This is a genomic window from Streptomyces sp. NPDC087270 (assembly GCF_044744625.1).
Taxonomy (GTDB): domain Bacteria; phylum Actinomycetota; class Actinomycetes; order Streptomycetales; family Streptomycetaceae; genus Actinacidiphila.
Genome location: NZ_JBIUYR010000024.1, coordinates 71,176 through 94,920 on the forward strand (window position 1 = coordinate 71,176; position 23,745 = coordinate 94,920).

Consider the following 23,745-nt stretch of genomic DNA (forward strand, 5'->3'; position numbering starts at 1 on the left):
CTCGGGCGCGCGGGGGGGGTTGCGGAAAAACACCCCCACGCTCTGGGGGGCGGGGGCGGGGGGGGCACGGTCCTCCCCCGTCCGGCATTTGGCCCCCCGCCGCCCCCCGGGGGCGGGCCCCGGCCGGGCCCGGCGGCACCTCAAGTGCCGCCGGGCCCGGCGCGTAATCGGGTGCCCGGTGGGTCGGGAACCCGGTCCGGGGTGCCCTTCTCGACCGCCGCGGGCGTCCCCGGCGCGGGCTTTCTAGCGGACGGTGACGTGGAACACCGGGGAGGCCGTGCTGCCGCTGACGATGCGCAGGTCGTTCTTGCCCTTCAGGCCGAGTTCGACGCCCAGGGAGTAGGAGCCGCTGCGGGTGATGGGCGCGGAGGCGGGCAGGGAGACCCACTTGCCGTGCTGCTTCTGCTGGAGTGTCACCTTGCTGCCGGCCTTCAGACCGGTGGTCTTGCCCGTGACCCGGAACTGCTTCCAGGCGGCGACCGAGGTGACCGACGGCGTGGCGGTGATGGCGGCCTTGGCAGGCGCCGCCGACTGCGCGGCGGCCGGGGGCGCGGCGTGCGCGGCCGGGGTGGCCGCCATCGCGGTGCCGGCCACGGCGAGGGAGGCCGCGGTGAGGACTCCGAGGGCGGCGACGCGCAGGGAGTTCCGCTTGGTGATGACCATGAGTCTGTCCGTTCCCTTGTGAAACTTCGCGGTATCAACCAAAGGCGTGATAAGTGCCGTTGGTGTGGTCTCACCGGATAAGACGGCCGATCGCACGATTGCGTTGTGGACGCCTCGTCACCGTCTCGTAACAGCCGGGTCATGGGGTGAGTGCCCGAACCGCCCCACCGCCGGCCACCAGCGGCCCCGCCTCGGAGCACCGGATCTCCTTCCGCCGCTCCCGGCCGTGGGCCGCCTGACCGGAAGGGAGCCGGTCGACGGAACCGTGGCGCCGGTGCGTTCAGGGTTACGATTCGGGGCCATGGCGCAGAGCACGCACACCGTGTCCGGGGACTTCGATCTGACGATGGACGAACTGCGCGTCGTGGCGCGTTACGTGGTGCGGCACGCGGAGGGCGTCCTGCCGGTCTTCGAGCAGGCCGTTCCCGATGATCCGCGCCCCCGTGCGGCGATCGAGGCGGCCTGGGTGTTCATCAACGGTGCCGGCCGGACGAAACTGCAGCGCGTCGCCTCCATCGACGCTCATCGGGCCGCCCGGTCCGCGCCCTCCGAAGCCGCGCGCCTGGCCGCGCGATCCGCCGGTGACGCCGCATCGGCCGCGTACCTGCACCCCATCGCCCAGGCCGGCCAGGTCGGCCACATCCTGCGGGCCGGCGCGAGCGCCGCGCGGATCGGGGAGGTGGCGGCGGGTGGTGATCCCGCGATCGGAGACGCCCTGCTGGAACGGTCGCGGCGGCTTGCGACACCGATGCTCATCGATGTGCTGTGCCGCTACCCGCCCGCGCCGGGCGGCAGCAGTCGCGTCGCCCGGCTGATGGGCGCTCTGGACCGTTCCCTGCGCCAGGCGGTTGACCGGCCACCAGGGCCCGTCGAAGCGAGCGGCGCCGATGCGGACAGGGGGGAGGGCACGTCGTGATCCTCCCGAAGGCCCGCGACCCCCGCTTCGTGACGATCCGCCGTGGTGGGACGCTCACCGACGCGGATCACCGCCTCCTCGCGCTGTGGGCCGCCGCCTGCGCGGAGCACGTCCTCGGCCTCTTCGAGTCGGCCCGGCCCGACGACCCGCGACCGCGCCAGGCGATCGAGCACGCCCGGGCCTGGGTACGTGGCGAGGTCGGGATGATGCGCGCCCGCGCGGCGGGCGGGCACGCGATGGGGACGGCCAGGGATCTGCGTGGGGCGCCCCGGCACGCCGCGTACGCCGCCGGCCAGGCCGGGGTGGTCGCCCACGTCGCCGCGCACGAGCTCGGCGCGGCCGCCTACGCGATCAAGGCCGCACGTGCGGCGGCACCGGAAGGCGAGAGCGAGGCCGCGGGACGAGTCGAGTGCCGGTGGCAGCGCGCCCGGCTCCCGGAGGCGATCCGCGAGCTCGTCCTCGATGACCAGCGGCTGCGCAACGACATCTGCTGGTGGGTGTTCGACTGCTGAAGCCGGACCGTGGACGGCCTCCCCTGGCCGGCCCGGCGGGGATCACCGGGCACCGCCGTCCAGTTGTCGGGTGCCGCCGTCCGGTGGTGGGTGCCGCCGTCCGGTGGTGGGCGCACACGGTCGACGCGGAGCCGCTCGGGTCGGGGAGGACGCGCCGCCACCTCGGCGGACGTGGCCGGGTCAGGTCCCGGCCGGTGGGGCGCCCAGCAGGCGGCGGAACGGCTCGAAGACCTCGTCGGCGCCGAGCGGGCGGGGCAGCAGTCCCTGGGCGAGGCAGGCGGCGGCGATCTCCTCGATCGGGCGGTTCAGCCGTTCCAGGCCCGACATCGTGAGCCGTGGCTCGTCGGCCGGGTGAGCCGGCGCCTGCCCGGCGGCGGCCTGACCCGCGGCGGCCTCCTCCGCCCGGCACAGCAGCGCGTACGCGCCGCGCACGGCCGCCGGCTCGCGCTCCAGGGTCGCCGTCGAGACGGCCACGAGGTGGTTGACCGGGGCGTACCCGTGGGCGGCGCACCACGCCCGGTCCCGCTCGGCGGCCCGGTCGATCACGGGGACGAACTCCTCCCCGCCGGGAAGGTCGTTGCCGAGGACCGCCGCGTCGACCTCGCCGGAGCGCAGTGCCTCGACGAGGCTGCCGGACAGCGTGCGCTCCACGAACCGCGGGTCGTCGTACTCAGGGACGTGCGCCTCGTCCTGGGTGACCCAGTGCGACTCCTCGGCGGCCAGCCCGAAGTCCTCGGCGAGGTGGCCGCGCACCCACATCCCGGTGGTCTGGGTGTAGGAGCGCACGCCGATCCGGCGGCCGCGCAGCCCGGTCGGGTCGGTGATCGGCCGCGAGCGGTGCGCGATCAGGCATCCGCGCTGGAACCGCGCGGCCACCACGACGGGCAGCACCGCGATCGGGTGGCCGTAGGCGATCGCCTGCAGTGCGGTGACGATGGCCAGTTCGCTGACGTCGTACGCCTGCTCGCGCACCATCGGCGCGAACGCCCGGTGGATCGGCGCCACTTGGACGAAGTCCAGGCCGACGGCAGGATCGGTGAACGTGCCCGCGCGCAGCAGGTCGCCAATGGGGTGGGCGCCCAGCGCGGTACGCAGCCGGAACTCACGCATCGCCGTTCTCCTTCGTCCTCGTCCGCACGCCCCAGGAGAAGCGCTCGGCGGTGCCGCCGAAGACGGCCTCGGCGTCCGCGGCCGGCAGGCTCACCGGCGACTCACGAGCCGGGCAGGGCGGATCGGCCGGCTCGCCCTCCGCTGCGGGGAAGCCGGATGCCCACATCAGACGCGCGGAGCCGGCTGCGGACAGCAGCGCGGCCAGGAAGTCCGGCACCGTGGAGGCGCCGTGCCGGGCGGCGCCGCTCGCCCGGCGGGTCGGTTTCAGAGGCGAGCCGGCGAACCCGGCGAGCTCGGACAGCGCCCTGGACCGCCGGCACGGCGCGCCGTCGGACAGGTCGGGGCGCGCGCGGTGGTCGAGCGGCGCGCGGGTGCGCGGGAGGCGTTCACATGCGCGGCGCAGCGCGGGAATTCCCTCGACGGTCATCTGCCGGCGGATCGGAATGTGTTGCGCCTCGGCACCGTCAGCGCGGTGCCGCACAGGCGGGCGCCGGGGTGGATCGGGCGGAGGGAGGGGTGCGTCAGGCCGTGCCGGCCCATCGCCTCGTGCACGGTCGCCACGCCCGGTGCGGACAGCCGCGCCACGGCCCCGGGATCGGCTCGCTCGATCGATCGACGTGTGGACGACGCCGAGTTCTCGCATGCTTCTTCCTTTCTCCCGTGGTTCGGTGACGCATTTCTGTCACGGGCCGGCCTGACGTGCCGTCGGGCCGGGGCGCGGCTCAACGTCCTGCCGCGCGCAGGCGCGCGTCGAGCCGGGGATAGACGAGTCGGGCGTTGCCCTCGGTGATCGCCGCGAGGTCCGCGGCAGACAGGCCCGCCCGCTCGACGTAGCGGCGGGTGTCGTCGAAGTGGTGCCCGGTGTCCGGGTCGATGCCGCGGACCGCGCCGATCATCTCCGAGGCGAAGAGCACGTTGGCGTGCGGGATCACCTTCAACAGCAGGTCGATGCCCGGCTGGTGGTAGACGCAGGTGTCGAAGTAAACGTTGCCCAGGAGGTGTTCGGCCGGCTCCGGCCGGCCGAGCGCCTGGGCCAGGCCGCGGAAGCGGCCCCAGTGGTACGGGACCGCGCCGCCGCCGTGCGGGATGACCAGCCGCAGCGTGGGGAAGTCGGCGAACAGGTCGCCCTGGATCAGCTGCATGACGGCGGTGGTGCCGGCGTTGAGGTAGTGCGCGCCGGTGGTGTGGAACGCGGGGTTGTCGCTGGTGCTCACGTGCACCATCACCGGTACGTCGAGTTCGACGATCTTCTCGTAGAGCGGGTACCAGGAGCGGTCGGTCAGCGGCGGCGCCGTCCAGTGGCCGCCGGAGGGGTCGGGGTTGAGGTTGACCGCGACGGCGCCCAACTCCTCGACCGCGCGGACGAGTTCGGGGACGCAGCCGGCCGGGGCGGCCCCGGGTGACTGCGGCAGCATCGCGGCGGGCGCGAAGCGGTCGGGGAACAGCTCGGCGACACGCGCGCACAGGTCGTTGCAGCACCGCGCCCATGCCTCCGACACGGCGAAGTCGCCGATGTGGTGGGCCATGAACGAGGCACGCGGGGAGAAGACCGTCAGGTCGATGCCGCGCTCGTCCATTCGCCGCAGCTGGTTGGCCTCGATGGTCGCGCGGATCTCGTCGTCGCCGGTCCGCAGGTCGGAGGGCCGCGGCGGCTCACCGGAGCCGGCCAGGGCCCGGATCTGGCGCTCGCGCCACTCGCCCAGTGCGACGGGAGCGGTCGTGTAGTGGCCGTGGCAGTCGATGATCAACGCGGCCTCTCCTCGCTGGTCGTGAGGGCTGCTGGGGGCGGGCGTTCGTCTGTCGTGTCGCGCTCCGCATGCTAGTCGTCCATCATATTGCTGACAATATTGCCAACGGTAAAGTCGGCAACCGGCTGGGCGATCCACGGGAGTCGACCTGGGGCCGGCGGCCTGCGAGCCGCGCGGGACCCATGAGAGCGGGACCCATGAGAGAGGAAGCGGCGACAGGCGACCAGCACGCGAAGGAAGGGGGCGGTCTGGCGGCGCCACGTCGGCGCCCAGATCCGGCGCGCCCTGTGGGTCGGCGAACTCATGCCGGGGCAACGGCTGGTGGAGCAGGACCCGGCCGACCGGCCGGGGGCAACCCGCGGCTTCGTGCGCGAGGCGCTGCTCGACCTCGCCTCCGACGACCTGGTGGGCCGGTGGGCCGGTGGGCCGGTGGGCCAGTGCCGAACCGGGGCGCCCGGGTCAGGGTGGTCTCGGTCGAGGAGGCCCCCAAGATCACCGGGTGCCTCCGCGCTGGAGCGCCTGTGCGCGCGGACAGCGGCCGGGACCGCGAACGAGGAGCAGCGCGCCGCGATGGTCGAGGTCGGCGAGCGCCTGCGTACGGCGGTCGCCGAAGGGGCCTTCGCGACCTACTCCACGCTCAACCGCGGCCCGCACGAGCTCGTCATCGAGTCCCCCGGCCGGGCCGTCGCCCAGCGCCAACTGGAGCGGCCCCACCCGCAGATGGCGCGCTTCCGGTTCCGCCTCGCGATGCGGCCCACCCCACGCGCGCCCCCCGTCCCGGCCCCCGCCCCCGCCCCCGCCTCAGCTCCGTCTCAGCCGAGGACGGACGAGGCAGCACCGTCAGCGGTCGCTCGCAACTCCTCCAGCACGCTGTCGAGATGCGCCCGCGTCGCCTCCTGCGCGGCGTCCGGGTCCCCGGCCACGACCGCGTCGATGATCGCCAGATGCTGGGGCAGCGACCTGGCGGGGCGGCCGGCGCGGGCGGCGAGGCGGAACTGGTGACGCACCATCTGGGCGCTGAGCCGGTCGAGCAGCGACTCGGCCACCGTCTGACCGCTCGCGGCGGCCACGCGCTCGTGCAGGCGGCGGTTGAGGGCGGAGTAGGTGTCCAGATCTCCTTCGGCGACGGCCGCGCGCATGCGCTCCCCGACGTCGAGGAGCGCCGTGCGGTCCTCGGCCGTCGCGTGGACGGCCGCCCGCCGCGCGCACAGGACTTCGAGCGCCGCGCGGCACTCCGTGATCAGCACGGCGTCCTCGACCGACACCACGCGCACCCGCGCACCCCGGTTCGGCACCAGCTCCACCAGCCCCTCGGCGGCCAGCTCCTGGAGAGCCTCGCGGACCGAACTGCGGGTGACGCCGAACCCGTCCGACAACTCCTGCTCCACCAGCCGCTGGCCGGGCACCATGTCTCCGGCCGCGAGCGCCTCGCGGATGCCCTGCTGCACCGCGCTCCGCCCCGCCCGCCCCGACTTCCGGTCCTGCGCCACTGCGACCGCCTCGCTGAGTTCTGCTGTTCTCCTGTTCTCCGCCTGGAATATATCTCCGGCCTCTCCCGTGGCGTGCCGAAGCCGGCCGGCCGGCGGAGACGGTTCCCGTACCGGCACTCGGGCCGCGCGGACGCGTGTTAGCCTCCGCTGTGCCGAAGATACGGAAGCTGCTCATGAAGCCGGGCGCCACGCGGGCCTGGGCGGCCCTGGGTCGCTTCCTGGCCCCCGCCGACCGCGTTCTGCTGGCCCTGAGCCGTGGCCGGGTCGGAGTGGGAGCGGCGGCGGGTCTGTCCACCCTGCTGCTGACGACGACCGGCCGGCACAGCGGGCAGCCCCGGCAGGTCCCCGTGCTGTACGTCCGCCACGGCGGCGGCCTCGTCGTGGTCGGCTCCAACTGGGGCGGCGACCGCCACCCGGGCTGGTCCGCGAACCTGCTCGCCCAGCCGCGGGCGGAGGTGACCGCCCGCGGCCGTACGACGGCGGTGACCGCGCGGCTGCTCACCGGCGAGGAGCGCCGGAGCGCGTGGGAGAAGGTCGCGGCGTACTGGCCCGCGTACGACGCCTACGCCACGCGGGCCCCCGACCGCGCGATCCGCGTCTTCCTCCTGACCAGGTCACCAGAGACGTCGGCCTGACCGGGACCGGTCCGCGACCGGGTGGCGCGGAGCCGCGCCGGGCAGTACCGCCGGAGCCGGCTACGCGAACTCGCCGCAGCCCAGCACCGGGTTGGTCTCGTCGGAGATGTCCGTGTCGGCGACCCATCCCCAGCCGCCGTCGTCGGACTCCGTGTACAGCCAGCGGTTGGGGTGCGGGCCGCCGCCGTTCCAGGGGCCGTTGTCGATCCTGCACTCGAACCAGCTGGGGTTGCTGTTCAGGTGGCCGGACACCACGTTGAGGTTCACCGTGCCGTCGGTCTTCGAGCTGGGTCCCTGGCCGCCGTACACCGTGGCGCCGACGACGTTGTGGCAGGTGTGCCAGTCAGGATGGCCTCCCCCGCCCAGCGTGCAGTTCGTCGCGGCCTGTGCGCTGCCGGCGCTCACCAGGACGGCGGCACCGCCCAGACAGCAGGCAGCGAGAACGCCGGTGATCCGTTTGTTCACACGCATGACTTCCTCCCCCATAGTGAGGATTCGTACTCGGACGCACCCAGGCTGGCACCGGCCCGAACCTCGCCAACAGCCCTTTTCCTCCCACGGAAAACGGGTGGCCGACGGCCCCGAGATCCGCCCGCCGGCTCCCCGTTGCGTCGCAAGGCGGAGGATCGTCCTCGTAGCGGGCGCAATAGGACGATCCTCCGCCAACGCAGCGGGTGCCGTGCCGGGCGCCGCGAACCGGTGCACCTTTCCCGTCATGGCGCTAGCATCGTGCCCGACAGCGCCTAGGGTTCCGGTGCCGGGTGGCACGGCTGGTCCGAGCGGCGCCACCGCGCACCGCCGACCGGGGCGCGGTCATCTCAAAGGACAAAAGCCTGGAGGATCGGTTCCGCTCGCGCCCGCGACGGGACAGAAACGGTCCTTCCGCATGCTCGCGCTGTCCCTTCTCTCGTGCCTCGCCCTCGCCGCCGGTGTGCTCGGTGGCGTCGTCGGCACCGGCTCCTCGCTGGTCCTCCTGCCGGTGCTCGTCGTGCTGTACGGGCCGCGGGTCGCCGTACCGGTGATGGCGATCGCCTCGGTGTTCGGCAACCTCGGGCGGGTGATCGCCTGGTGGCGCGAGATCCGCTGGCGGCCGGTGCTCGCGTACGCGCTGACCGGCGTGCCCGGCGCTGTGCTCGGCGCCCACACCCTGCTGACGATCCCCCCGGCCGCCGTCGATGTCTTCCTGGCCGGGTTCTTCCTGGCGATGATCCCGATCCGTCGCCTGATCCGGCGCTCACGCGTGCGTGTCCGGCTGTGGCACATGGCGCTCGCGGGGGCGTTCGTCGGCTTCCTCACCGGGCTGGTCCTGTCCACCGGGCCGCTCAGCGTGCCGGTGTTCACCGGATACGGGATGACCGGCGGCGCGTTCCTGGGTTCCGAGGCGGCGAGCGCGGTGCTGCTCTACACGGGCAAGCTCGCGACGTTCGACACCGCCGGCGTCCTCGCGCCCCCCGTCGTCGCCCGCGGCCTCGTCATCGGGGTGGCCCTGCTCACCGGCGCCATGTGCGGCAAGTGGGTCGTGCGGCGGCTTCGCGTACGCACCTTCGAGCTTCTGGTCGACGCGGTGCTCGTCGTCGGCTCGGTGGGAATGCTGCTCGCACTGCGGTGAACGAGCCCCCCGCGCGGGTCGAGCGGGCGTTCGACGGCCGGCCCGGCGGCCACCGGCCCGGCGCTCGGATTGCCGTATTTCGAGACAGCGGACAGCGCATCCGGAACCTCCGACCATTGCCGCCGAGGATTTTCCGGGCCACGAAATGGGCTGCCCACGAGGGGAGTTGGCGCTCCGCCAAGATCGAATATCAGGAATGGCGCAAATCTTCTTTTGTCTTGAATCCAGCTTTGTGCGATGGCTGGCATGTGGAAGAGTTCCATCCACATCAGCTCACACGGGGAACGTCTCTTTCGAGGGAGGGCACTGTGGCCGGCACATCGTTCCGTGCGCGCCGTGCGTTCCTCCGTGGCACCGCACCGCCTCGCACGTGCTGCGTCGGCCCGCCCTTCACCCGCCGGCCGCGCCCGCGGGGCGGATTTCCCGGGCTATTGGTTCCCATGGCCGTGACATGAACTCCGGCCCGCCTTATCGGCGAGAAGTCGCCCCCTCGGTTCCCGCCCTCGCCTAGGGATGTTCTCCGCACGTCGTCCGCGCGCGCATATCGATCGGATCAGCTCTGCCGCAACGATCAGACCGGTTCGTAGAATTCGGAGACCGCCGTGGTCAGTCAGCTCACTCCAGCGTCACCCGGAATCCTCCCCGCAGCGAGAGCGGAAGGCCCACGCTATTTCGTGCTGGGACCGGTGACGATGCTCCGGAACGGCCTGCCCCGCACCCCCAGCGCGCTCAAACAGCGGGCCCTGCTGGCCCTGTTGCTGCTGTCCGCCAACGCTCCCGTCCCGACCCACCGGTTGATCGAGGGGCTGTGGGGATCGCGCCCGCCGCAGGCCGCCGCCGCGACCCTGCAGATGTACGTCTCCGGACTGCGCCGCGCCCTGGACCCCGAGCATGGTGCCGCACACCGCGACCCGCGGCACCATCCGGTGCTGCGCACCGAGGCGAACGGCTACCGGATGCGGGTGGCACCGGGCGAACTCGACCTCGACCGGTTCCGCACCCTCACCGCGGCCGGCCGCCGCCACCTGGCCGAAGGACGATGTCGGCAGGCGGGCGAGGCGCTCCGCCAGGCGCTGGCACTCTGGCGCGGGCACCCGTTCGCCGACCTGGAGCACTCCGGCCGACTCGGCTCCTACGCCGTGCGGTTGGAGGAGGAACGCCTCTCGGCGCTCGGCGACAGCATCGACGTGGTGCTGTGCCGGGGCAGGAGCCACGAGATCAGCGATGTCATCGGTGAGCTGCACGAGTTGTGCGCCGCCCATCCGCTGCGGGAGTCGCTGCACGAGCAGTTGATCCGGGCGCTGTGCCGGGTCGGCCGCCGTGCCGAGGCGCTCACGGTCTACGCCCGGGTGCGCGGCATGATGATCGCGGAACTCGGCATCGAACCCGGCCCGGGGCTCAGAGCGGCCCAACTCGTCGCCCTGGAAGCGCGCGAGCCCTACGGGACCGGGCATCTGCACTGCCGCTGACGGACCGCGGCACGGGGACGGGGACGGGGACGAGGACGAGGACCCGGGCGAGGGCGGAACTCCGGGCAAGGGCGGGCCTCCGCGCGCCGGCGGCGACGAAGACGCTGACCGGGACGGAGACATCCGCGACGACAGGGGCCCGGTCACCGTGGCGCCGCCACCTGGTCCCGCTCCCCCGCGACCTCCCCCGCCCTCGCGGCGCCCCCCTGGTCCTCCGGCGCCGCCAGCCGCCACCCGAACCGCCGCCGGTAGTGGACCAGGGGATCGTCCTCCGCCGGTGCCGGCACGCAGCGCACCACCTCGCCGACCACCACGGCGTGGTCGCCGTGGTGGAGGACCGCGGTGGACACACACCGCAGATACGACGGCACGTCCGCGAGACGCGGCACCGGCCCGTCCCAACTCCACCGCGTGTGGGCGAACTTGTCCGCTCCCCGGCGGGCGAAGAGCTCGGCCGTCGCGCGGTCCGCGGCGCTCAGCAGATGGACGCCGAAGGCCGCGCCGACGACCGCCAGCGCCGGGCAGGCGCGGGCGGACTCGGCGACGGCGACCAGCACGGAGGGCGGCGCCACGCTGTAGGAGCAGACCGAGGAGACCAGCAGCCCGCACGGCGCGCCGTCGGCCCGCCGTACGGTGACCACGGCCACCGCGGACGCGAGCCGGGCCATGCTCTCGGTGAAGACCGCGGTCAGCGCCGCGTCCCCTCCCGGCGGCACCGCCTACACCCCGGCCCGCTCGGCGCGCAGGCACGAGGCGTGGTGGACCCGGGCTTCCTCGTCGTCGGTCTCCTCCAGTACGGCCGCGAAGTCGCTCACGGCGTCGGCGAAGCGGCCCGCCGCCTCGTGCACCAGGCCCCGGTTGTAGCGGATGGCGGCGCCGCCGCCGATTCCGACCGCCCGGTCGAAGTCGGCCGTCGCCCGGTCCAGATCGCCCGCGCCGAAGGCGATCTCGGCCCTGACCGCCCACGCCTCGGCGAGGTCGGGGGCGCTTTCCAGAGCCGCGCCGAGCGCGTCGAGCGCGGGTCCCGATTCGCCCTGCTCGGCCAGCAACCGGCCCTTGAGCGTGAGTAGATGGGCGTTGCCGGGGTCCACGTCGAGGCCCGCCGCGACATCGCGCAGCGCGGCCTGCGGGTCGCCGAGTTCGGCGTGCACCCCCGCCCGGTTCAACAGCGCGTCCACGTTGCCGGGGTCCAGCACCAGGGTGCGGTCGAACTCGGCGAGCGCGCCCTCGATGTCCCCGAGCTCCAGCCGGGCGTCACCGCAGTTGTAGTGCGCCTCGGGGAAGGGCGGTTCCAGCGTCAGCGCGTGCTCGTAGTCGGCGAGCGCCTCCTCGGTGCGGCCCAGGCGGCGCAGGATGTTGCCGCGGTTGAAGTAGTGGTCGGAGAAGTCGTCGTCGATGGCCATCACGATGGCGTAGTCCGCCAGTGCCTCCTCCAGCCGGCCGCTCATCGTGTGGACCTGGGCCCGGTTGTAGCGCAGCCCCACCCGGTGCCAGCTGCGCTCGCCGAGGCCGAGTTCCCTGTCCAGCCGCTCGATGCCCTCGTCGAGCAGCTTCAGCGCCTCGTCGGTGCCGCCGGTGCGGGTGGCGACGAGGGCGAGCCCGTTGCGGTTGAAGACGGAGAAGAACGTACGCTCCTGCGGGTCCTCCAGCACCGAGGCGATGGCGATCGCCTGGTTGATCCAGGCCCTGGCCAGCCCCGGATCGCGCTTGTCCGGGCTGAAGTGGCGGGCGTAGAGCATGCCGGTCTCGTAGGCGAGTTTCATGTGCACGGCCGGGTCGATGCTGGTGCGCCGGGCGGCGTCCTGGAGGGCCGCGGACTCCTCGGCCCGGCCCGCCGCCGCGAGCGAGACCGCGGTGTCCCGGGTGAACTCCCACCAGGCGTCGGGCTGTTGCGCCGCCTCCACCAGCAGCAGCCCGCGCTCGCCGTACTCCACCGCGGTCCCGTACAGACCGAGGTACTTGCAGCGGGTCTGCGCCCAGCGCAGTGCCTCGACGCCGGCGGTGCCGCGGTCACTGCCGCGTTCCAGGTGGTAGGCCAAGGCGCCCAGCCGCAGGGACGGTTGGGCCTCGGTCATGGGGGCCAGTACGGCGGCGCGGGCGTCGTGCAGCGCCGCGCGGCTTGCCGGGTCCAGGGCTTCGTACGCCGCGACCGTCGCCGGGTCGTCCGCGACGCCGTCGGACTCGGTGTAGGCGCGGGCGAGTTCGTCCGGCGTGGGGGCGGCGGCGGCCGGTCGGGCCGCGGCGGGCTCCGGCATCCGGCCGGGCGCGGTGATCCGCTCGGTGTGGGCGAGCAGGGCCCGGGGCAGGTCCTCGGAGATCGGGCCCGGCCGCGACGGCGGTGTGTCGGGGCCGGTGGCGACCACGACGGTCAGCAGCCGGGCGGGGACCCGTCGCAGCAGCACGGCCAGGAACTCCTGGTCGGTGGCGTCGGCGTGTTCGACATCGTGCACCACCAGCGTCTGCGGGGCCCCGCCGAGGCCGCCGAGGTGGCTTTCGAGGAAGTCGACCAGGCCGTGCGAGATGCGCAGCGAGTGCAGTCGCGCGGGGTACCGGCTGACCGCGACCGGCCCGGTGGCGCTCGCCTCCAGGGGCCGGTGGATCGCCGGTACCAGGCCGGCCAGTTCGGGTGTCGTCTCCTGGAGTTCGATGCGGTGCCGCCGCGCGAGTTCCGGGTCGCGCCGCAGCGCCTCCGGGGCGATCGCCCGCAGGAGGGTCCCGACGGCCGTGTACGGTCCGCGCAGGTGGCGGTGCGCGCTGACCGTCGCGAGCAGGGGCGGCAGCGACAGACCCCTGATCAGCCGGTCACGGTCGGCGCGCAACGGCGCCTGTATCCAGTAGTGGCTACTCATGAGCCTGCCTTTCGAGCGACGAGGTGAGCTGTGCTCCGGGCGTGCGGCCGTCAGGCGACGACGTGGACGGCTTCGGATCGGCGGCGGGCGCGGTCCCTGAGGGCGATCCACAGCGGGAGCAGCGTCTGCGTGAGCAGCAGGACCAGGAAGACCACCGAGTCCAGCAGCCGCAGGGCGCTCGCCCCGCCCGAGGTGAAGCGCTCCACGGAGTTCACGCACATGTGCACGAAGACCGGCAGCAGCGCGAAGAGCGTGGTGCTGAGGCTGATGGTGTAGCCGGCCAGCACGAGCCACGCGTACCAGCGGGCCGCCTTGAGGTCCACCGGATGCGCCGTGCTCAGGTCGGTGATCTTGTCGCGCCGGCCGAGGAGGCGGTTGACCCGGTTGCGCAGGGTCCGCAGGGCGACGCCGTGCAGGTCCACGTTGCCGAGCATGGTGGTGATCAGGACGTAGATGTCGGTGCGCAGGTAGAAGAAGAACTGCCAGAGCAGGCGGGTGAAGGTGGCGAAGGCCACGCCCAGGCAGACCCGGCCGGCCAGGGACGGGTGGCTGCCCGTCCCACCGAGGACGTCGGCGAGGACCACCAGCGCGCACAGCACCAGGACATCGGCGAGCATGCCCGCGAGGATCGGCAGGTACCGCTTGCGCCGGGGCACCGCCACCAGCCCGTCGAGGGCGGTCTCGACCACCAGGAAGTAGAAGCGGTAGGAGATCGACAGCCGTGAGCGGATGGCGAGCCGGCGGCCGGCCAGCGCGTGGAAGATCTCGTGCAGCGCGATCAGCGGGGTGACCGCGACCAGCAGCGTCAGGTTCACCAGGGAGTAGTACGAGCTGAAGACGAGGTCGTGCGAGCGCGGCACCAGGCTGGGCGAACGCGCCATCAGCACCACGGCGGTCACCGCCAGTGCCGCGTAGCAGAACCAGGCGTACGGCGAGAACGTCGCCCGGCCCAGGCGCTGCCACCGCAGCGGGGCCGTCTCGGCGGGCTCCTCGTCGACGGTCCTGGTGAAGCCCAGTTCCTCCAGCGCCGCCAGGACGTCCTCGACGTCCGCGCTCTCACCGTAGGTGTCGCGGTAGCGGCGGGCGGCCTCGTCGGCGGTCGCGCCGCCTTCGAGCCAGCGCACGAGTTGGGCGCCGTCCGGCGGGAAGATCGCGTACGAGTCGATGTCCGCCCGGCCGATCGTCACACCGTCGCCGTCTTCGAGATAGACCAGCGGGTGGAAGAGGATCGGCTTCCGCGTGCTCTGACCGGTGGCCTGTCCGTCGACGGCCTGACCGGTGGTGGCCTCGCTGCTGACGGCCGGGCCGCCGGGCGCCTGACCGCTCGTGCCCTGACTGCTGGTGACCTGACTGCTCGTGCCCTGACTGCTGGTGATCTGTTCCGGCACCGCTCGACCTCGCTTCTCCGCGGCCGTCCGCAGGGGCGATGTGCCCCGCTGGCAGATGGGGGGCGCGCGCCGCCGCCCGGCAGCAGGCTGCTGGACGGCGGCGTACCCTCGGCCTGGATCAGGCAGTCGGGTAGGTGTGGCAGCCCGCGGTCGTGAGACGGACGGGACCGGCCTTGCGGATCACGATCTTCTTCATCGCTGACCTCCTGGAGTGGGAAACGGAACGTGCTTCCTCACCTTCGGCGGGCCCTCCAGAACCTCACCAAACTCCCGCCAAACCGTGCCCTCCGCGTGCGGCCGGTCCCGCCGCGGGGGGCGGATCTTCGCCGGATAGGCGGCGTCCTGGGTGTACTGGTAGCGGTCGAACAGGGTGGTGCACAGACAGGCCTTGCCCGCCGGATGCCAGTTCCGCCCCGAACCGCCGTTGACGTTGGCAAAGATGCCGACCGCTTAACCGGCGATCTTCCCGCTGGTGTTGCGGTAGCGGTTGCGCGCGTCGTTGAAGTCGGCGGTCGTCGTGGCGGTCCACATCTGGGCCAAGCCCCACCGCCTGGTCCTGGACGAACTGGGCGCGCGGCGAGTTGGGCCGGTCTCGATGCGCGATCGACTCGGTCAACATGCGGGCCTTGTAAAAAGTGACCTGCCGGGCCCGAATCCCGTCGATCGGTGCAAGTACGGCTCGAGGGTCCACTTGATCACCGATCGGGGCGGTCTGCCCCTGGCTGTGGCGATCTCTGCGGCCAAACTGCACGACGGCAAGGCCCTTATCCCGCTGGTGAAGGGCATCGCGCCGACCGGCTCCCGCCGCGGCCGGGCCCGGCGCAAACCCGGCAAGCTGCACGCCGACAAGGGCTACGACCACGACCACCTGCGTCGATGGTTACAGCAACGCGGCATCACCGCGCGCGTGTCGCCCGCAAGGGCGTGGAGTCCTCCCAATGACTCGGCCGCCACCGCTGGCCCGTGGAGCGCACCACGTCCCGGCTCGCCGGCTGCCGCCGTCTCCACCGCCGCTACGAACGCGAAGCCGAACACTTCCTGGCCTTCACCGGCACCGCCCGCACGCTGATCTGCTACCGCGGACTCACCGAACGAGGTGCTTCCTAGCCCGTGCCTTCCACGGTCCCGTCGACCACCACTGCGTCTATGAGCACCCGCTGACTTGCCCTCATGAATGCGATGTAGGCGACCCGCAGCTCCTTCACCGCCGTCCGCATCGACGCCACCGCCCGGTCCCGGTCGCTCCCGGACAGCGGCGTACCGGGCCCGATGGCCACCAGCTGCATGAAACTCCTCTCGACCTCGTGCAGCACGATGCTCAGGGCGTTCCCTGCCTCCGCGACGGGCGCCGGGCCGAGCAGAACCAGTCGGCTGCAGGCCGAGTTCAAAACATCGAACTGCTCGGTCAAGTCCAGCCGTCCCGGCCATTCGCTCTCGTCCTGCGACGCCAGCGACTCATGGATGGCCCATAAGCGGCGTCACCCCGGCGTAGGCGTCCAGCACCTCTCGGTACGCCTTCTGCCTCTCCTGCCGCACCCAGTGCCGATGCTCGCTCATCGCCTGGTCGGCGACCTGCCGCCGGATCGCCTCCGCGTTCAGCGCCGGCCGCGTCCCGCGCGCCCCGAACGGCCGCCCAGCCGCCGACCAGCGACCCGCCGAGCGCCCCGACCATGCCGATGCCGCCGGCGAGAACGGCCGCCCAACCCTGGCCCAGATCCATCCGCCAACTCTGTCACAGCCGACGTCCCCACCGCCGCTAGCACTTCCTGGCCCTCACCAGCGTCGCCACCCTGGTCTGCGGTGCCGTTCCAGAACGACCCGTCGTTGAGGTAGAGCGCCTCGCTCGCCGACCGCATCATGGTGATGCGGGAGTACACGGTGGCCGGCGAGATCGAGAACGACCACCACTACGCCGGCGTCAGCAAGGCCGTGGGCCGCCTGCTGCACCGGCAACCGGCGGGCGCGGGTCCGGAGGGCCGGGCCGGCGGCTGAGGAGGGGCGCCCCACAGCCGGGCGCCCACCGGCCGGCGGCACGCGGTGGCCGCCGGCCGGTGGCCCGGTGGGGAGTTCAGGCGAACCGGGCGGACACGCCGCCGTCCACCGGCCAGTCCGCGCCGGTGACGAAGCCTGCCGCGTCGGAGAGCAGGAAGACCACCACGGCGGCGACGTCCGCGGGCGTGCCGAGCCGGCCGAGGATGTGCTTGTCCAGCGCGTCCTGGCGCACCTCCGGCGCGCTCTGCGCGAAGTACTCCGCGAGCAGGTCGGTCTCGATGTAGCCGGGGCTGACCGCGTTGACCCGTACCCCTTGCGGGCCGACCTCCAGTGCGAGGCTGCGGGTGAGGCCGACCAGGCCGGACTTGGCCGCGGCGTACGGGAACATCCCCGGGCAGGTGAGGCTGGCGTGCATGGAGGCGATGTTGACGATCGAGCCGCGTCGGGCGTCGAGCATGGGGGGCAGCACGGCGCGGGCGGTGAGCCAGGCCCCCTTGAGGTCGACGCCGAACACCTCGTCCCACTGGCTGGTCGTCATCGCGACCGGGTCGGCGTAGGAGTTGCGCCCGGCGTTGTTGACCAGCCCGGTGAAGGGGCCGAGTTCCGCGCTCAGTGCCGCCACCGCCGCGGCGACCTGCTCCTCGTCGGTGATGTCGCAGGGGGCCGACGCGGCCGACGCGCCGAGGCGGCGGGCGGTCGCCCGGACGCCGTCCGCGTCGATGTCCAGCAGGCCGGCGCGGCCGCCGGCGTCGACGACCGCGGCCGCGACGGCCGCGCCGATCCCCCGTGCGGCACCCGTGACGAGTACGCGGTGGCCGGTGAGATCCGTCATGATGCGCTCCTGTTCCGCCGGGGCCGCAGGAGCGCGTCGAACTCGGCCAGGAACCGGTCGATGCCGCCGATCTCCTGCGGGTCCAGGCTGCGCGCCGGATGGCGGCAATGGGGGTCGTCGATGAGTCCGCGGCGGGCCGAGACGACCTTCTCCACCATGATGATCAACTCCACCTCCTGCATCCAGTACGCAAGGTAGGGCACCAGGCGGGCGTGGAGGCGCAGGGCCTGGGCCTCGTCGCCGGAATGCCACAGCCGCCAGATCTCCTGGTAGATCTCCGTGAAGGAGCATCCCGGCTGCACGCCGTCGACGCCCCGCCGCAGCCCGTCGGCCAGTTGGAGTCCGGCGTAGCCGGTGAAGGAGCGCAAGCCCGGGGTGCCGGCCGCGAGGTCCTCCGCGAGCCGGCCCGGCAGCGGCGTCTCGATCTTGACGGCCACCAGGTTCGGGTGGTCCGCGGCCAGGGCGCGCAGGGCGTCCGCGGTGAAGGACGACCCGGTCTGCGCGGGGGCGTACTGGAGGACCACGGGCGTGGGGGCGACAGCGGTCAGGATCGCCGTCACGTGCCGGCGCACCTCGTCGGCCGGAGGGGCGAGGAAGTGCGGCGGCAGGAGGTTGATCGCGTCGGCGCCGGCGTCCACGGCGGCGGTGGCGCGCTCGACCGCGAGGCGGGTGGCGTGGTCGGGGATCGACACCACGGCCGCCACGTCGGGGCGGGCCGAGGTGAGGTCGAGCAGGCGGGCGGTGAGCAGGTCCCGTTCGGCGTCGCTCAGCTTGTGGAACTCGCTGGCGAAGCCGGGGAACATGACGGCGGTGACGCCGGTGTCCAGGACGTGGCGCACCAGGCGGTCGAAGCTGTCGAGGTCGAGGTCGCCGCCCGCGGTGAAGGGCACTTCGAGGACGGGCATCACCCCGCGCAGCAGGTCGGCGCCGGTGGTCGGGGGCACGCTCATCAGAAGGGCACCTTTCCGGGCTGGTCGCCGGACCCGCCGACCAGGAAGTCGAGGTCGACGCCGCGGTCGGCTTGCAGGACGCGGTCGACGTACAGCCGCGTCCAGCCGCGGGTGTCCGTGCGCTGCGGGGCGGTCCACGCGGCGCGGCGTTCGGCGAGTTCGGTGTCGGTGACGTCCACGCGCAGGCTGCGGGCGGCGACGTCGAGTTCGATCGTGTCGCCGGTGCGTACCAGGGCGAGCGGCCCTCCGACGGAGGACTCCGGTGCCACGTGCAGGATGACGGTGCCGTAGGCGGTGCCGCTCATCCGCGCGTCGGAGATGCGGACCATGTCGGTGACGCCCGCGGCCAGCAGCTTGGCGGGCATGGGCAGGTTGCCGAGTTCGGGCATGCCCGGGTAGCCGCGCGGGCCGAGGTTGCGGACGACGAGGACCGTGCCGGCGTCCACCGGCAGGTCGGGGTCGTCGGCGGCGCGCAGGTACTCCTCGATGTCGTCGAAGACCAGGGCGGGGCCGCGGTGGCGGAGCAGGTGCGGCGAGGCCGCGGACTGCTTGAGCACCGCGCCGTCCGGTGCCAGGTTCCCGCGCAGCACCACGGTGCCGCTGCCGACGGGCTGGACGGGATCGTCGACCGGGCGGATCACCTCGCGGTTCCAGACCTGATGGCCTTGGATGTTCGCGCCGAGGGTCCGCCCGTTGACGGTCGGCGCGTCGTGGTCCAGCAGATCGCCGAGTTCGGCCATGAGCGCGGGAAGGCCGCCGGCGTAGGCGAAGTCCTCCATGAGGAAGCGGCCGCTGGGCATCAGGTCGGCGAGCAGCGGCACCCGGCGGCCCAGGGTGTCGATGTCGTCGAGTGTGAGGGGCACGCCCGCCCGGCCCGCGATCGCGAGCAGGTGCAGTACCGCGTTGGTCGAGCCGCCGATGGCGGCGTTGACGACGACGGCGTTGGTGAAGGCCCTCTCGGTGAGGATGTCCGACGGGCGCAGTCCCTCGCGGGCGAGTTCGACCGCGCGGGCGCCGGACTCCTCGGCGAGTTGGGCGCGGCGGGCGTCGGCGGCGGGCAGGGCGGCGGCGCCGGGCAGCGAGAGCCCGAGGGCTTCGGTGACGCAGCCCATGGTGGAGGCGGTGCCCATCGTCATGCAGTGGCCGGCCGAGCGGGCGAGGCAGCCTTCGAACTCGTCGAAGTCGGACTGCGTGATGCGGCCTGCGCGCAACTCCTCGCTCATCCGCCAGATGTCGGTGCCGGAGCCGACCGTCCGGCCCCGGAAGCGTCCGGTCAGCATCGGGCCGCCGGACAGCGCGATGGCAGGCAGGTCGACGCTCACCGCTCCCATGAGCTGCGCGGGCAGCGTCTTGTCGCAGCCGCCAAGGAGCACCACCGCGTCCAGGGGGTTGGCGCGGATGGTCTCCTCGACGTCCATGCTCATCAGGTTGCGGAACATCATCGACGTGGGCCGCATCAGGGGCTCGCCGATGGACATCGTCGGGAACTCCAGGGCCAGGCCGCCCGCGGCGGTGATCCCGCGGCGCACGGATTCGGCCAGCACCCGCAGGTGCGCGTTGCACGGGGACAGTTCGGACCAGCTGTTGCAGATGCCCACCACCGGCTTCCCGCGCAACTGGTCTCGGGTGAGCCCGAGTTGGCGCATGTGGTGGCGGGCGATGAAGCCGGCCTTGCCGGGCTCGTCCCACCAGGCCGAACTCCGCAGGGGGCTCATGTCCGGCTCCCCACAAGAGACCTGCCCGCGCGTTTCGTGGTGATCCGGTCACGCATCGCCGCCACACCTTCCGGTTTTCTGGGGTCCACTCTCCTGAACGGAGTGGTCGCTCGATCCGACCGCTCCCGGCAGCGAAGGCACGGCCATGGAGTCCGTCATAGCGAATACGACAGGACGATGGCACTTGGCAGCTATGCTGTCAAGCAATCGACGAGCCGGCAGAGCCGTCGGGGACCACACCGCCGCACAAGGGGCCGCCATGAATCCGACCGAACTGCCGCACCGGACCGTCGCCATCGTGCGCGGAAGCGATCGCCAGGCCGCGCTGCGCACGGTGGTCACCCTCGCCGAGGAGGGCATCACCTGCGCCGAGGTCTCGCTCACCACCACCGACGCGCTGTGGGTGATCCGGCAGGCCCGCCGGGAACTCGGCCCCGGCGCCCACCTCGGCGCCGGCACCGTCCTGACCGCGGCCGACGCCGCGAAGGCCGCCGACGCGGGGGCGGGCTTCCTCGTCACCCCCGGGCTCGGCAACGACCTGCGCGAGGCCATGCCACTGGAACTGCCCACGCTGATCGGCGCCCTGACGCCCAGCGAGGTCGTCGCCGCGCACGAGTGCGGAGCGCTCGCGGTCAAGCTCTTCCCCGCCTCGCTCGGCGGCCCCTCGTATCTCAGGGCGCTGCGCGATCCCTTTCCGGCGATCCCGTTCGTGCCCGTGGGAGGTGTCGACGCCCGCGCGGCGCGCGCCTTCCTCGCCGCCGGAGCCGTGGCCGTCGGCGCCGGCACCCCACTCGTCGGCGACGCGGCCCACGGCGGGGACCTGGCCGCGCTGCGCCGGCGCGTCGCCCACTGGCGCAGCGCGCTGGCCGAGGAGGTCACGGCATGACCGCCGCCGGCGGCCCTGAGGTCGTCACCATCGGGGAGACCATGGCCGCGCTGCGCGCCACCGGCCCGATCAGGCTCGGCCCGGCGATGGAACTGTCCGTCGCCGGCGCGGAGTCCAACGTCGCGATCGGCCTCGCCCGGCTCGGCCACCGGGTCGGATGGGTGGGACGCGTCGGGGACGACGCGTTCGGCACGCTGGTGCTGCGCACCCTGCGCGCCGAAGAGGTCGACGTCACCCACGCGCGCGTCGACACCGACGGACGCGCCACCGGCCTCCTGGTCCGCGAGGACAGCATCGGGGACCTCGCCAAAGTCGCCTACTACCGTGCGGGATCGGCCGGATCGACCATCCGGCCCGAGGATGTGCTGCCCGCCCTGCGGCCCGGGCTGCGCGTCCTGCACCTGACCGGAATCACCCCGGCCCTCGGTCCTTCGGCCGCCGAGGCCGCGGCGGCGGCGGCGACGCGCGCCGGGGAACTGGGCGCCCTGGTCTGCCTGGACGTCAACTACCGTGCCGGGTTGTGGAATCCGGAGCGGGCCAGGAGGCTCCTGCTGCCGCTGGCCCGCACCGCCGACCTGCTCGTCGCGTCCGCCGACGAACTGCACCTGGTCAGCGACGATCCCGGGCTGGACGAGAGCGACGCGGTCGCCGCGCTGGTCGCCCGCGGACGGCGCGAGGTGGTGGTCACCCGTGGCGGCGACGGCGCGAGCGCGACCGACGCCCACGGCACCGTCAGCGTCGCCGCCCGCCCGGTCCGGGTCGACGACGTGATCGGCGCCGGCGACGCCTTCGTCGCCGGCTACCTCTCGGCGCTGCTCGACGGGCTGGACCTGGCAGCCAGGCTCCAACGGGCCGCGTCCACCGGCGCCTTCGCCGTCGCCGGCCGCGGCGACTGGGAGGGCCTGCCCACGCGCGCGGACCTCGCGCTCCTCGACCAGCCCGCCGGGACGACGCTGCGCTAGGCCGAGCGCGGGGCTCGTTCACCGTCGACGCCGATCGGGAGGACAGGATTCGTACCCGCGACCCCCTGACGCCCAGTCAGGTGCGCTGCCAAGGTGCGCCATGTCCCAGAACGACCGCCCGAGAGATCGTATCTCTTGGGACCTCAGGGGCTGCCGATAGCGTCAACTACCGGCATACTGTCCAGCGCCGGGCCGAAGATGTCCTACCTCTTCGCCCAGACACGCGAGCACACTTCAGGAGGGCACCATGGCGGACCGCCGCCACACCCCACCGGCGGCCGAGCGCGCCGGACTGCCGCGACTCGGCCTCGGGTGCGCGCCGTTCGGCAACATGTTCCGGGTCCGCTCCGACGAGGAGGTCGAGCGCGCGCTCGAAGCGGCGTGGGCCGCCGGCGTACGGCACTTCGACACGGCACCCCACTACGGGCTCGGCCTCTCCGAGCGCAGGCTGGGCCGCTTTCTGGCGACCAAGCCGCGCTCGGAGTTCACCCTGTCCACGAAGGTGGGGCGGCTGCTGCGGGAGGACCCGCGGTGGGACGGCCGGTCAACGGACCCCGAGGGGTTCGTGGTTCCCGCGCGGTACGGCAGGACCTGGGGGTTCGGCCCGGACGACATCCGGGCCGGCCTCGAGGACTCGCTCGGCCGGCTCGGAACGGACCGGGTCGACGTCCTCTACCTCCACGACCCGGAGCGCTCGGACGACGCCCAGGCGGTTCCCCGCGGCATGGCCGCCCTGGCCGGCCTGCGCGAGGAGGGTCTGGTCACCTCGATCGGCGCCGGCTCGATGGACCCGGGCACCCTGGTCGCCACGGTCGAGACCGGCCTGGCCGATGTCGTCATGGTCGCGAACCGGTACACGCTCCTCGACAACAGCGCGGTGCCCGATCTGGACTCCGCGTGCGCGCGGCACGGCACGGTGATGGTCGCCGCCGCCGTCTTCCACAGCGGGCTGCTGGCCCGGTCGCCGCGCGAGGACGCCACGTTCGACTACCACCAGGTGCCCGCCGACGTGCTCGCCCGCGCGCGGCGGATCGAGGCGGTCTGCCTCGCCCACGGTGTCGAACTCCCCGCGGCTGCCCTGCGGTACCCCCTCCTCGACGCGCACGTGACCGCGGTGGTCGTGGGCGCCGACAGCCCCGAGCAGGTCCACGAGAACGTCGCCCGGGTCGGGACGCGTATCCCCGACGCCTTGTGGGACGACCTCGACGAGCAGCGGCTCGTGCCCCGGCGCGGACGGCCGTAGGACCGTACGCCTCGCGCCCCGTCGCGCCCTCGTGGCAGCCGTCACGAGGGCGCTTTCCCCGGCCGCCATGGGGGATGGCTCCCCAGTCCGCCCAGGCGGTCGGCTCCGTGTCCTACGTGTCCCCGGGCGGTGACGGCTCGGCCGCCGGCGGGCAGCAGGCACACCGCCGACGGCGCCGACCTCATCCAGCACACCTGCGGCGAGGTCGGCACCATGGAGTTCACGCTCCAGCCGATCAAGTGACGACCGACCCCGGCGGTTCCGCGGCGAACCGACCGACCACCCGCACAAGGACCGGGGCGGCGCGCGGGGAGACCTCCTCCGCGCCGCCCCGGTTCGCGGACTCCACAGCGAAAGGAACACTGGTGCGGAATCCCGACACCGAACCGGCCGGCAGAGCGGTCCATGTGACCGGCCGGCGCACCCGGCTGCGCCCGGGGATGGAGGCCCGGTACGCATCCGTCCACGCCGCCGTTCCGCCGGCGGTGCTCCGGGCACTGCACACCTGCGGCGTGGTCCGATGGCAGATCTGGCGTGACGGACGCGGCCTCTTCCACCTGATCGAGTCCGAGGACCGCTACGAGGTCATGGTGGAGCGCATCCTCGGGCTCGGCCCGATCGACCCCGAGTGGGACCGGACCATCGCCGCGCTGCTGGAGGAAGGGGAGGGCTCCGACGAGCTCCTCCCCTTGATCTGGACCATGGTGGGCCCGGAGCAGTTCGCCGGAGCGGCGGGCGAGACGCTCGCCACTCCGGCGTCGTGGTCAGGACGTTGA

Annotated in this window: 23 protein-coding genes and 3 pseudogenes; 12 read left to right on the forward strand and 14 right to left on the reverse strand. The window is 73.2% G+C overall.

Translation table 11 applies throughout. The features are described 5' to 3' along the window. Positions 1-243: 243 nt before the first annotated feature. Positions 244-663, reverse strand: a complete 420-nt coding sequence (locus ACIPAE_RS35000) for a hypothetical protein (protein WP_366412999.1) — start codon at positions 661-663, stop codon at positions 244-246. A gap of 301 nt (positions 664-964) precedes the next feature. Between ACIPAE_RS35000 and ACIPAE_RS35005 the strand changes: the two genes are divergently transcribed. Together ACIPAE_RS35005 and ACIPAE_RS35010 are read left to right on the forward strand one after the other, a co-directional pair. Then, a complete protein-coding gene (locus tag ACIPAE_RS35005; protein WP_366412998.1) occupies positions 965-1,579 on the forward strand; it encodes a putative immunity protein in 615 nt (204 codons plus the stop codon). Beyond that, positions 1,576-2,091 carry a putative immunity protein gene (locus ACIPAE_RS35010; protein ID WP_366412997.1) on the forward strand — a complete coding sequence of 172 codons (516 nt, stop codon included), beginning with the start codon at positions 1,576-1,578 and terminating at the stop codon, positions 2,089-2,091. Before ACIPAE_RS35005 ends, ACIPAE_RS35010 begins: the two co-directional genes overlap by 4 nt. Before the next feature lie 180 nt (positions 2,092-2,271). Here the strand turns inward: ACIPAE_RS35010 and ACIPAE_RS35015 are convergent, their stop codons facing one another. The 4 genes and pseudogenes from ACIPAE_RS35015 to ACIPAE_RS35030 form a co-directional block, all read right to left on the reverse strand. Continuing rightward, positions 2,272-3,201 (reverse strand): hypothetical protein, encoded by a 930-nt coding sequence (locus ACIPAE_RS35015; protein WP_402450854.1) that lies wholly within the window; start codon positions 3,199-3,201, stop codon positions 2,272-2,274. Then, entirely contained in the window at positions 3,194-3,628 is a 435-nt protein-coding gene (locus tag ACIPAE_RS35020; RefSeq protein ID WP_402450856.1) for an amidohydrolase family protein, read from the reverse strand. Before ACIPAE_RS35020 ends, ACIPAE_RS35015 begins: the two co-directional genes overlap by 8 nt. A gap of 32 nt (positions 3,629-3,660) precedes the next feature. Next, positions 3,661-3,844: pseudogene (locus tag ACIPAE_RS35025) on the reverse strand (4-carboxy-4-hydroxy-2-oxoadipate aldolase/oxaloacetate decarboxylase); the annotation flags it as partial. A 79-nt stretch (positions 3,845-3,923) separates the two neighbouring features. Next, complete coding sequence (locus ACIPAE_RS35030) at positions 3,924-4,949, reverse strand: amidohydrolase family protein (protein ID WP_402450858.1); 1,026 nt, start codon at positions 4,947-4,949, stop codon at positions 3,924-3,926. A gap of 267 nt (positions 4,950-5,216) precedes the next feature. Between ACIPAE_RS35030 and ACIPAE_RS35035 the strand changes: the two are divergent. Further along, positions 5,217-5,696 (forward strand): annotated as a pseudogene (locus ACIPAE_RS35035) (FCD domain-containing protein); the annotation flags it as partial. A 65-nt stretch (positions 5,697-5,761) separates the two neighbouring features. On the opposite strand, the gene ACIPAE_RS35040 reads toward ACIPAE_RS35035, so the two are convergent. Beyond that, positions 5,762-6,439 carry a GntR family transcriptional regulator gene (locus tag ACIPAE_RS35040; protein WP_402450860.1) on the reverse strand — a complete coding sequence of 226 codons (678 nt, stop codon included), beginning with the start codon at positions 6,437-6,439 and terminating at the stop codon, positions 5,762-5,764. 149 nt (positions 6,440-6,588) lie between these two features. On the opposite strand from ACIPAE_RS35040, the gene ACIPAE_RS35045 reads away from it, so the two are divergent. Then, positions 6,589-7,074 carry a nitroreductase family deazaflavin-dependent oxidoreductase gene (locus ACIPAE_RS35045; RefSeq protein WP_329361841.1) on the forward strand — a complete coding sequence of 162 codons (486 nt, stop codon included), beginning with the start codon at positions 6,589-6,591 and terminating at the stop codon, positions 7,072-7,074. A gap of 60 nt (positions 7,075-7,134) precedes the next feature. Here the strand turns inward: ACIPAE_RS35045 and ACIPAE_RS35050 are convergent, their stop codons facing one another. Further along, the gene (locus ACIPAE_RS35050; RefSeq protein ID WP_402450862.1) at positions 7,135-7,545 is read right to left on the reverse strand and encodes a hypothetical protein; all 411 of its coding nucleotides are present in this window, start codon (positions 7,543-7,545) and stop codon (positions 7,135-7,137) included. A gap of 415 nt (positions 7,546-7,960) precedes the next feature. On the opposite strand from ACIPAE_RS35050, the gene ACIPAE_RS35055 reads away from it, so the two are divergent. Beyond that, positions 7,961-8,683, forward strand: coding sequence for a sulfite exporter TauE/SafE family protein (locus tag ACIPAE_RS35055; protein ID WP_402450865.1), 723 nt, complete (start codon positions 7,961-7,963; stop codon positions 8,681-8,683). Between the two features lie 692 nt (positions 8,684-9,375). After that, complete coding sequence (locus ACIPAE_RS35060; protein ID WP_329373624.1) at positions 9,376-10,152, forward strand: AfsR/SARP family transcriptional regulator; 777 nt, start codon at positions 9,376-9,378, stop codon at positions 10,150-10,152. A gap of 143 nt (positions 10,153-10,295) precedes the next feature. Here the strand turns inward: ACIPAE_RS35060 and ACIPAE_RS35065 are convergent, their stop codons facing one another. From ACIPAE_RS35065 to ACIPAE_RS35075, 3 genes are read right to left on the reverse strand one after another with little or no spacing between them, the layout of a single operon-like run. Then, positions 10,296-10,868 carry a flavin reductase family protein gene (locus ACIPAE_RS35065; protein WP_329361845.1) on the reverse strand — a complete coding sequence of 191 codons (573 nt, stop codon included), beginning with the start codon at positions 10,866-10,868 and terminating at the stop codon, positions 10,296-10,298. 3 nt (positions 10,869-10,871) lie between these two features. Continuing rightward, positions 10,872-13,001: a tetratricopeptide repeat protein gene (locus tag ACIPAE_RS35070; protein ID WP_402450868.1), complete on the reverse strand. Its 2,130-nt coding sequence runs from the start codon at positions 12,999-13,001 to the stop codon at positions 10,872-10,874. Between the two features lie 50 nt (positions 13,002-13,051). Then, entirely contained in the window at positions 13,052-14,389 is a 1,338-nt protein-coding gene (locus ACIPAE_RS35075; RefSeq protein ID WP_402450870.1) for a hypothetical protein, read from the reverse strand. Positions 14,390-14,918: 529 nt separating this feature from the next. Here ACIPAE_RS35075 and ACIPAE_RS35080 point away from each other — a divergent pair. Next, a pseudogene (locus ACIPAE_RS35080) lies at positions 14,919-15,496 on the forward strand (IS5 family transposase); the annotation flags it as partial. Here ACIPAE_RS35080 and ACIPAE_RS35085 read toward each other — a convergent pair. After that, on the reverse strand, positions 15,493-15,798 hold the full coding sequence (locus tag ACIPAE_RS35085) for a hypothetical protein (RefSeq protein ID WP_402450872.1): 306 nt from the start codon (positions 15,796-15,798) through the stop codon (positions 15,493-15,495). The pseudogene ACIPAE_RS35080 and the gene ACIPAE_RS35085 sit on opposite strands and share 4 nt — an antisense overlap. A gap of 448 nt (positions 15,799-16,246) precedes the next feature. On the opposite strand from ACIPAE_RS35085, the gene ACIPAE_RS35090 reads away from it, so the two are divergent. Beyond that, entirely contained in the window at positions 16,247-16,381 is a 135-nt protein-coding gene (locus ACIPAE_RS35090; protein WP_402450873.1) for a hypothetical protein, read from the forward strand. Positions 16,382-16,457: 76 nt separating this feature from the next. Here the strand turns inward: ACIPAE_RS35090 and ACIPAE_RS35095 are convergent, their stop codons facing one another. The 3 genes from ACIPAE_RS35095 to ACIPAE_RS35105 are packed head-to-tail and all read right to left on the reverse strand — an operon-like array spanning position 16,458 to position 19,878. Beyond that, the gene (locus ACIPAE_RS35095) at positions 16,458-17,213 is read right to left on the reverse strand and encodes an SDR family NAD(P)-dependent oxidoreductase (protein ID WP_402450875.1); all 756 of its coding nucleotides are present in this window, start codon (positions 17,211-17,213) and stop codon (positions 16,458-16,460) included. Continuing rightward, complete coding sequence (locus ACIPAE_RS35100; protein WP_402450876.1) at positions 17,210-18,163, reverse strand: dihydrodipicolinate synthase family protein; 954 nt, start codon at positions 18,161-18,163, stop codon at positions 17,210-17,212. Before ACIPAE_RS35100 ends, ACIPAE_RS35095 begins: the two co-directional genes overlap by 4 nt. Beyond that, positions 18,163-19,878 (reverse strand): IlvD/Edd family dehydratase, encoded by a 1,716-nt coding sequence (locus tag ACIPAE_RS35105; protein WP_329361868.1) that lies wholly within the window; start codon positions 19,876-19,878, stop codon positions 18,163-18,165. The genes ACIPAE_RS35100 and ACIPAE_RS35105 overlap by 1 nt, the downstream gene beginning before the upstream one ends. 259 nt (positions 19,879-20,137) lie before the next feature. On the opposite strand from ACIPAE_RS35105, the gene ACIPAE_RS35110 reads away from it, so the two are divergent. From ACIPAE_RS35110 to ACIPAE_RS35125, 4 genes are all read left to right on the forward strand, one after another. After that, positions 20,138-20,764: a bifunctional 4-hydroxy-2-oxoglutarate aldolase/2-dehydro-3-deoxy-phosphogluconate aldolase gene (locus ACIPAE_RS35110; protein WP_402450879.1), complete on the forward strand. Its 627-nt coding sequence runs from the start codon at positions 20,138-20,140 to the stop codon at positions 20,762-20,764. Then, positions 20,761-21,726, forward strand: coding sequence for a sugar kinase (locus ACIPAE_RS35115; protein WP_402450882.1), 966 nt, complete (start codon positions 20,761-20,763; stop codon positions 21,724-21,726). Before ACIPAE_RS35110 ends, ACIPAE_RS35115 begins: the two co-directional genes overlap by 4 nt. A gap of 247 nt (positions 21,727-21,973) precedes the next feature. Next, positions 21,974-22,969, forward strand: coding sequence for an aldo/keto reductase (locus tag ACIPAE_RS35120; RefSeq protein ID WP_402450884.1), 996 nt, complete (start codon positions 21,974-21,976; stop codon positions 22,967-22,969). 365 nt (positions 22,970-23,334) lie between these two features. Then, the gene (locus tag ACIPAE_RS35125) at positions 23,335-23,745 is read left to right on the forward strand and encodes an L-rhamnose mutarotase (protein ID WP_366412976.1); all 411 of its coding nucleotides are present in this window, start codon (positions 23,335-23,337) and stop codon (positions 23,743-23,745) included.

Excerpts from the sequence above, each read along its gene's own strand:
- ACIPAE_RS35090 (WP_402450873.1), top strand. The coding sequence starts at position 16,247 with ATGGTGATGCGGGAGTACACGGTGGCCGGCGAGATCGAGAACGACCAC.
- ACIPAE_RS35070 (WP_402450868.1), bottom strand. The coding sequence starts at position 13,001 with ATGAGTAGCCACTACTGGATACAGGCGCCGTTGCGCGCCGACCGTGAC.
- ACIPAE_RS35055 (WP_402450865.1), top strand. The coding sequence starts at position 7,961 with ATGCTCGCGCTGTCCCTTCTCTCGTGCCTCGCCCTCGCCGCCGGTGTG.
- ACIPAE_RS35000 (WP_366412999.1), bottom strand. The coding sequence starts at position 663 with ATGGTCATCACCAAGCGGAACTCCCTGCGCGTCGCCGCCCTCGGAGTC.
- ACIPAE_RS35050 (WP_402450862.1), bottom strand. The coding sequence starts at position 7,545 with ATGCGTGTGAACAAACGGATCACCGGCGTTCTCGCTGCCTGCTGTCTG.
- ACIPAE_RS35120 (WP_402450884.1), top strand. The coding sequence starts at position 21,974 with ATGGCGGACCGCCGCCACACCCCACCGGCGGCCGAGCGCGCCGGACTG.
- ACIPAE_RS35115 (WP_402450882.1), top strand. The coding sequence starts at position 20,761 with ATGACCGCCGCCGGCGGCCCTGAGGTCGTCACCATCGGGGAGACCATG.
- ACIPAE_RS35105 (WP_329361868.1), bottom strand. The coding sequence starts at position 19,878 with ATGAGCCCCCTGCGGAGTTCGGCCTGGTGGGACGAGCCCGGCAAGGCC.
- ACIPAE_RS35060 (WP_329373624.1), top strand. The coding sequence starts at position 9,376 with ATGCTCCGGAACGGCCTGCCCCGCACCCCCAGCGCGCTCAAACAGCGG.
- ACIPAE_RS35110 (WP_402450879.1), top strand. The coding sequence starts at position 20,138 with ATGAATCCGACCGAACTGCCGCACCGGACCGTCGCCATCGTGCGCGGA.
- ACIPAE_RS35020 (WP_402450856.1), bottom strand. The coding sequence starts at position 3,628 with ATGACCGTCGAGGGAATTCCCGCGCTGCGCCGCGCATGTGAACGCCTC.
- ACIPAE_RS35095 (WP_402450875.1), bottom strand. The coding sequence starts at position 17,213 with ATGACGGATCTCACCGGCCACCGCGTACTCGTCACGGGTGCCGCACGG.
- ACIPAE_RS35005 (WP_366412998.1), top strand. The coding sequence starts at position 965 with ATGGCGCAGAGCACGCACACCGTGTCCGGGGACTTCGATCTGACGATG.
- ACIPAE_RS35015 (WP_402450854.1), bottom strand. The coding sequence starts at position 3,201 with ATGCGTGAGTTCCGGCTGCGTACCGCGCTGGGCGCCCACCCCATTGGC.
- ACIPAE_RS35100 (WP_402450876.1), bottom strand. The coding sequence starts at position 18,163 with ATGAGCGTGCCCCCGACCACCGGCGCCGACCTGCTGCGCGGGGTGATG.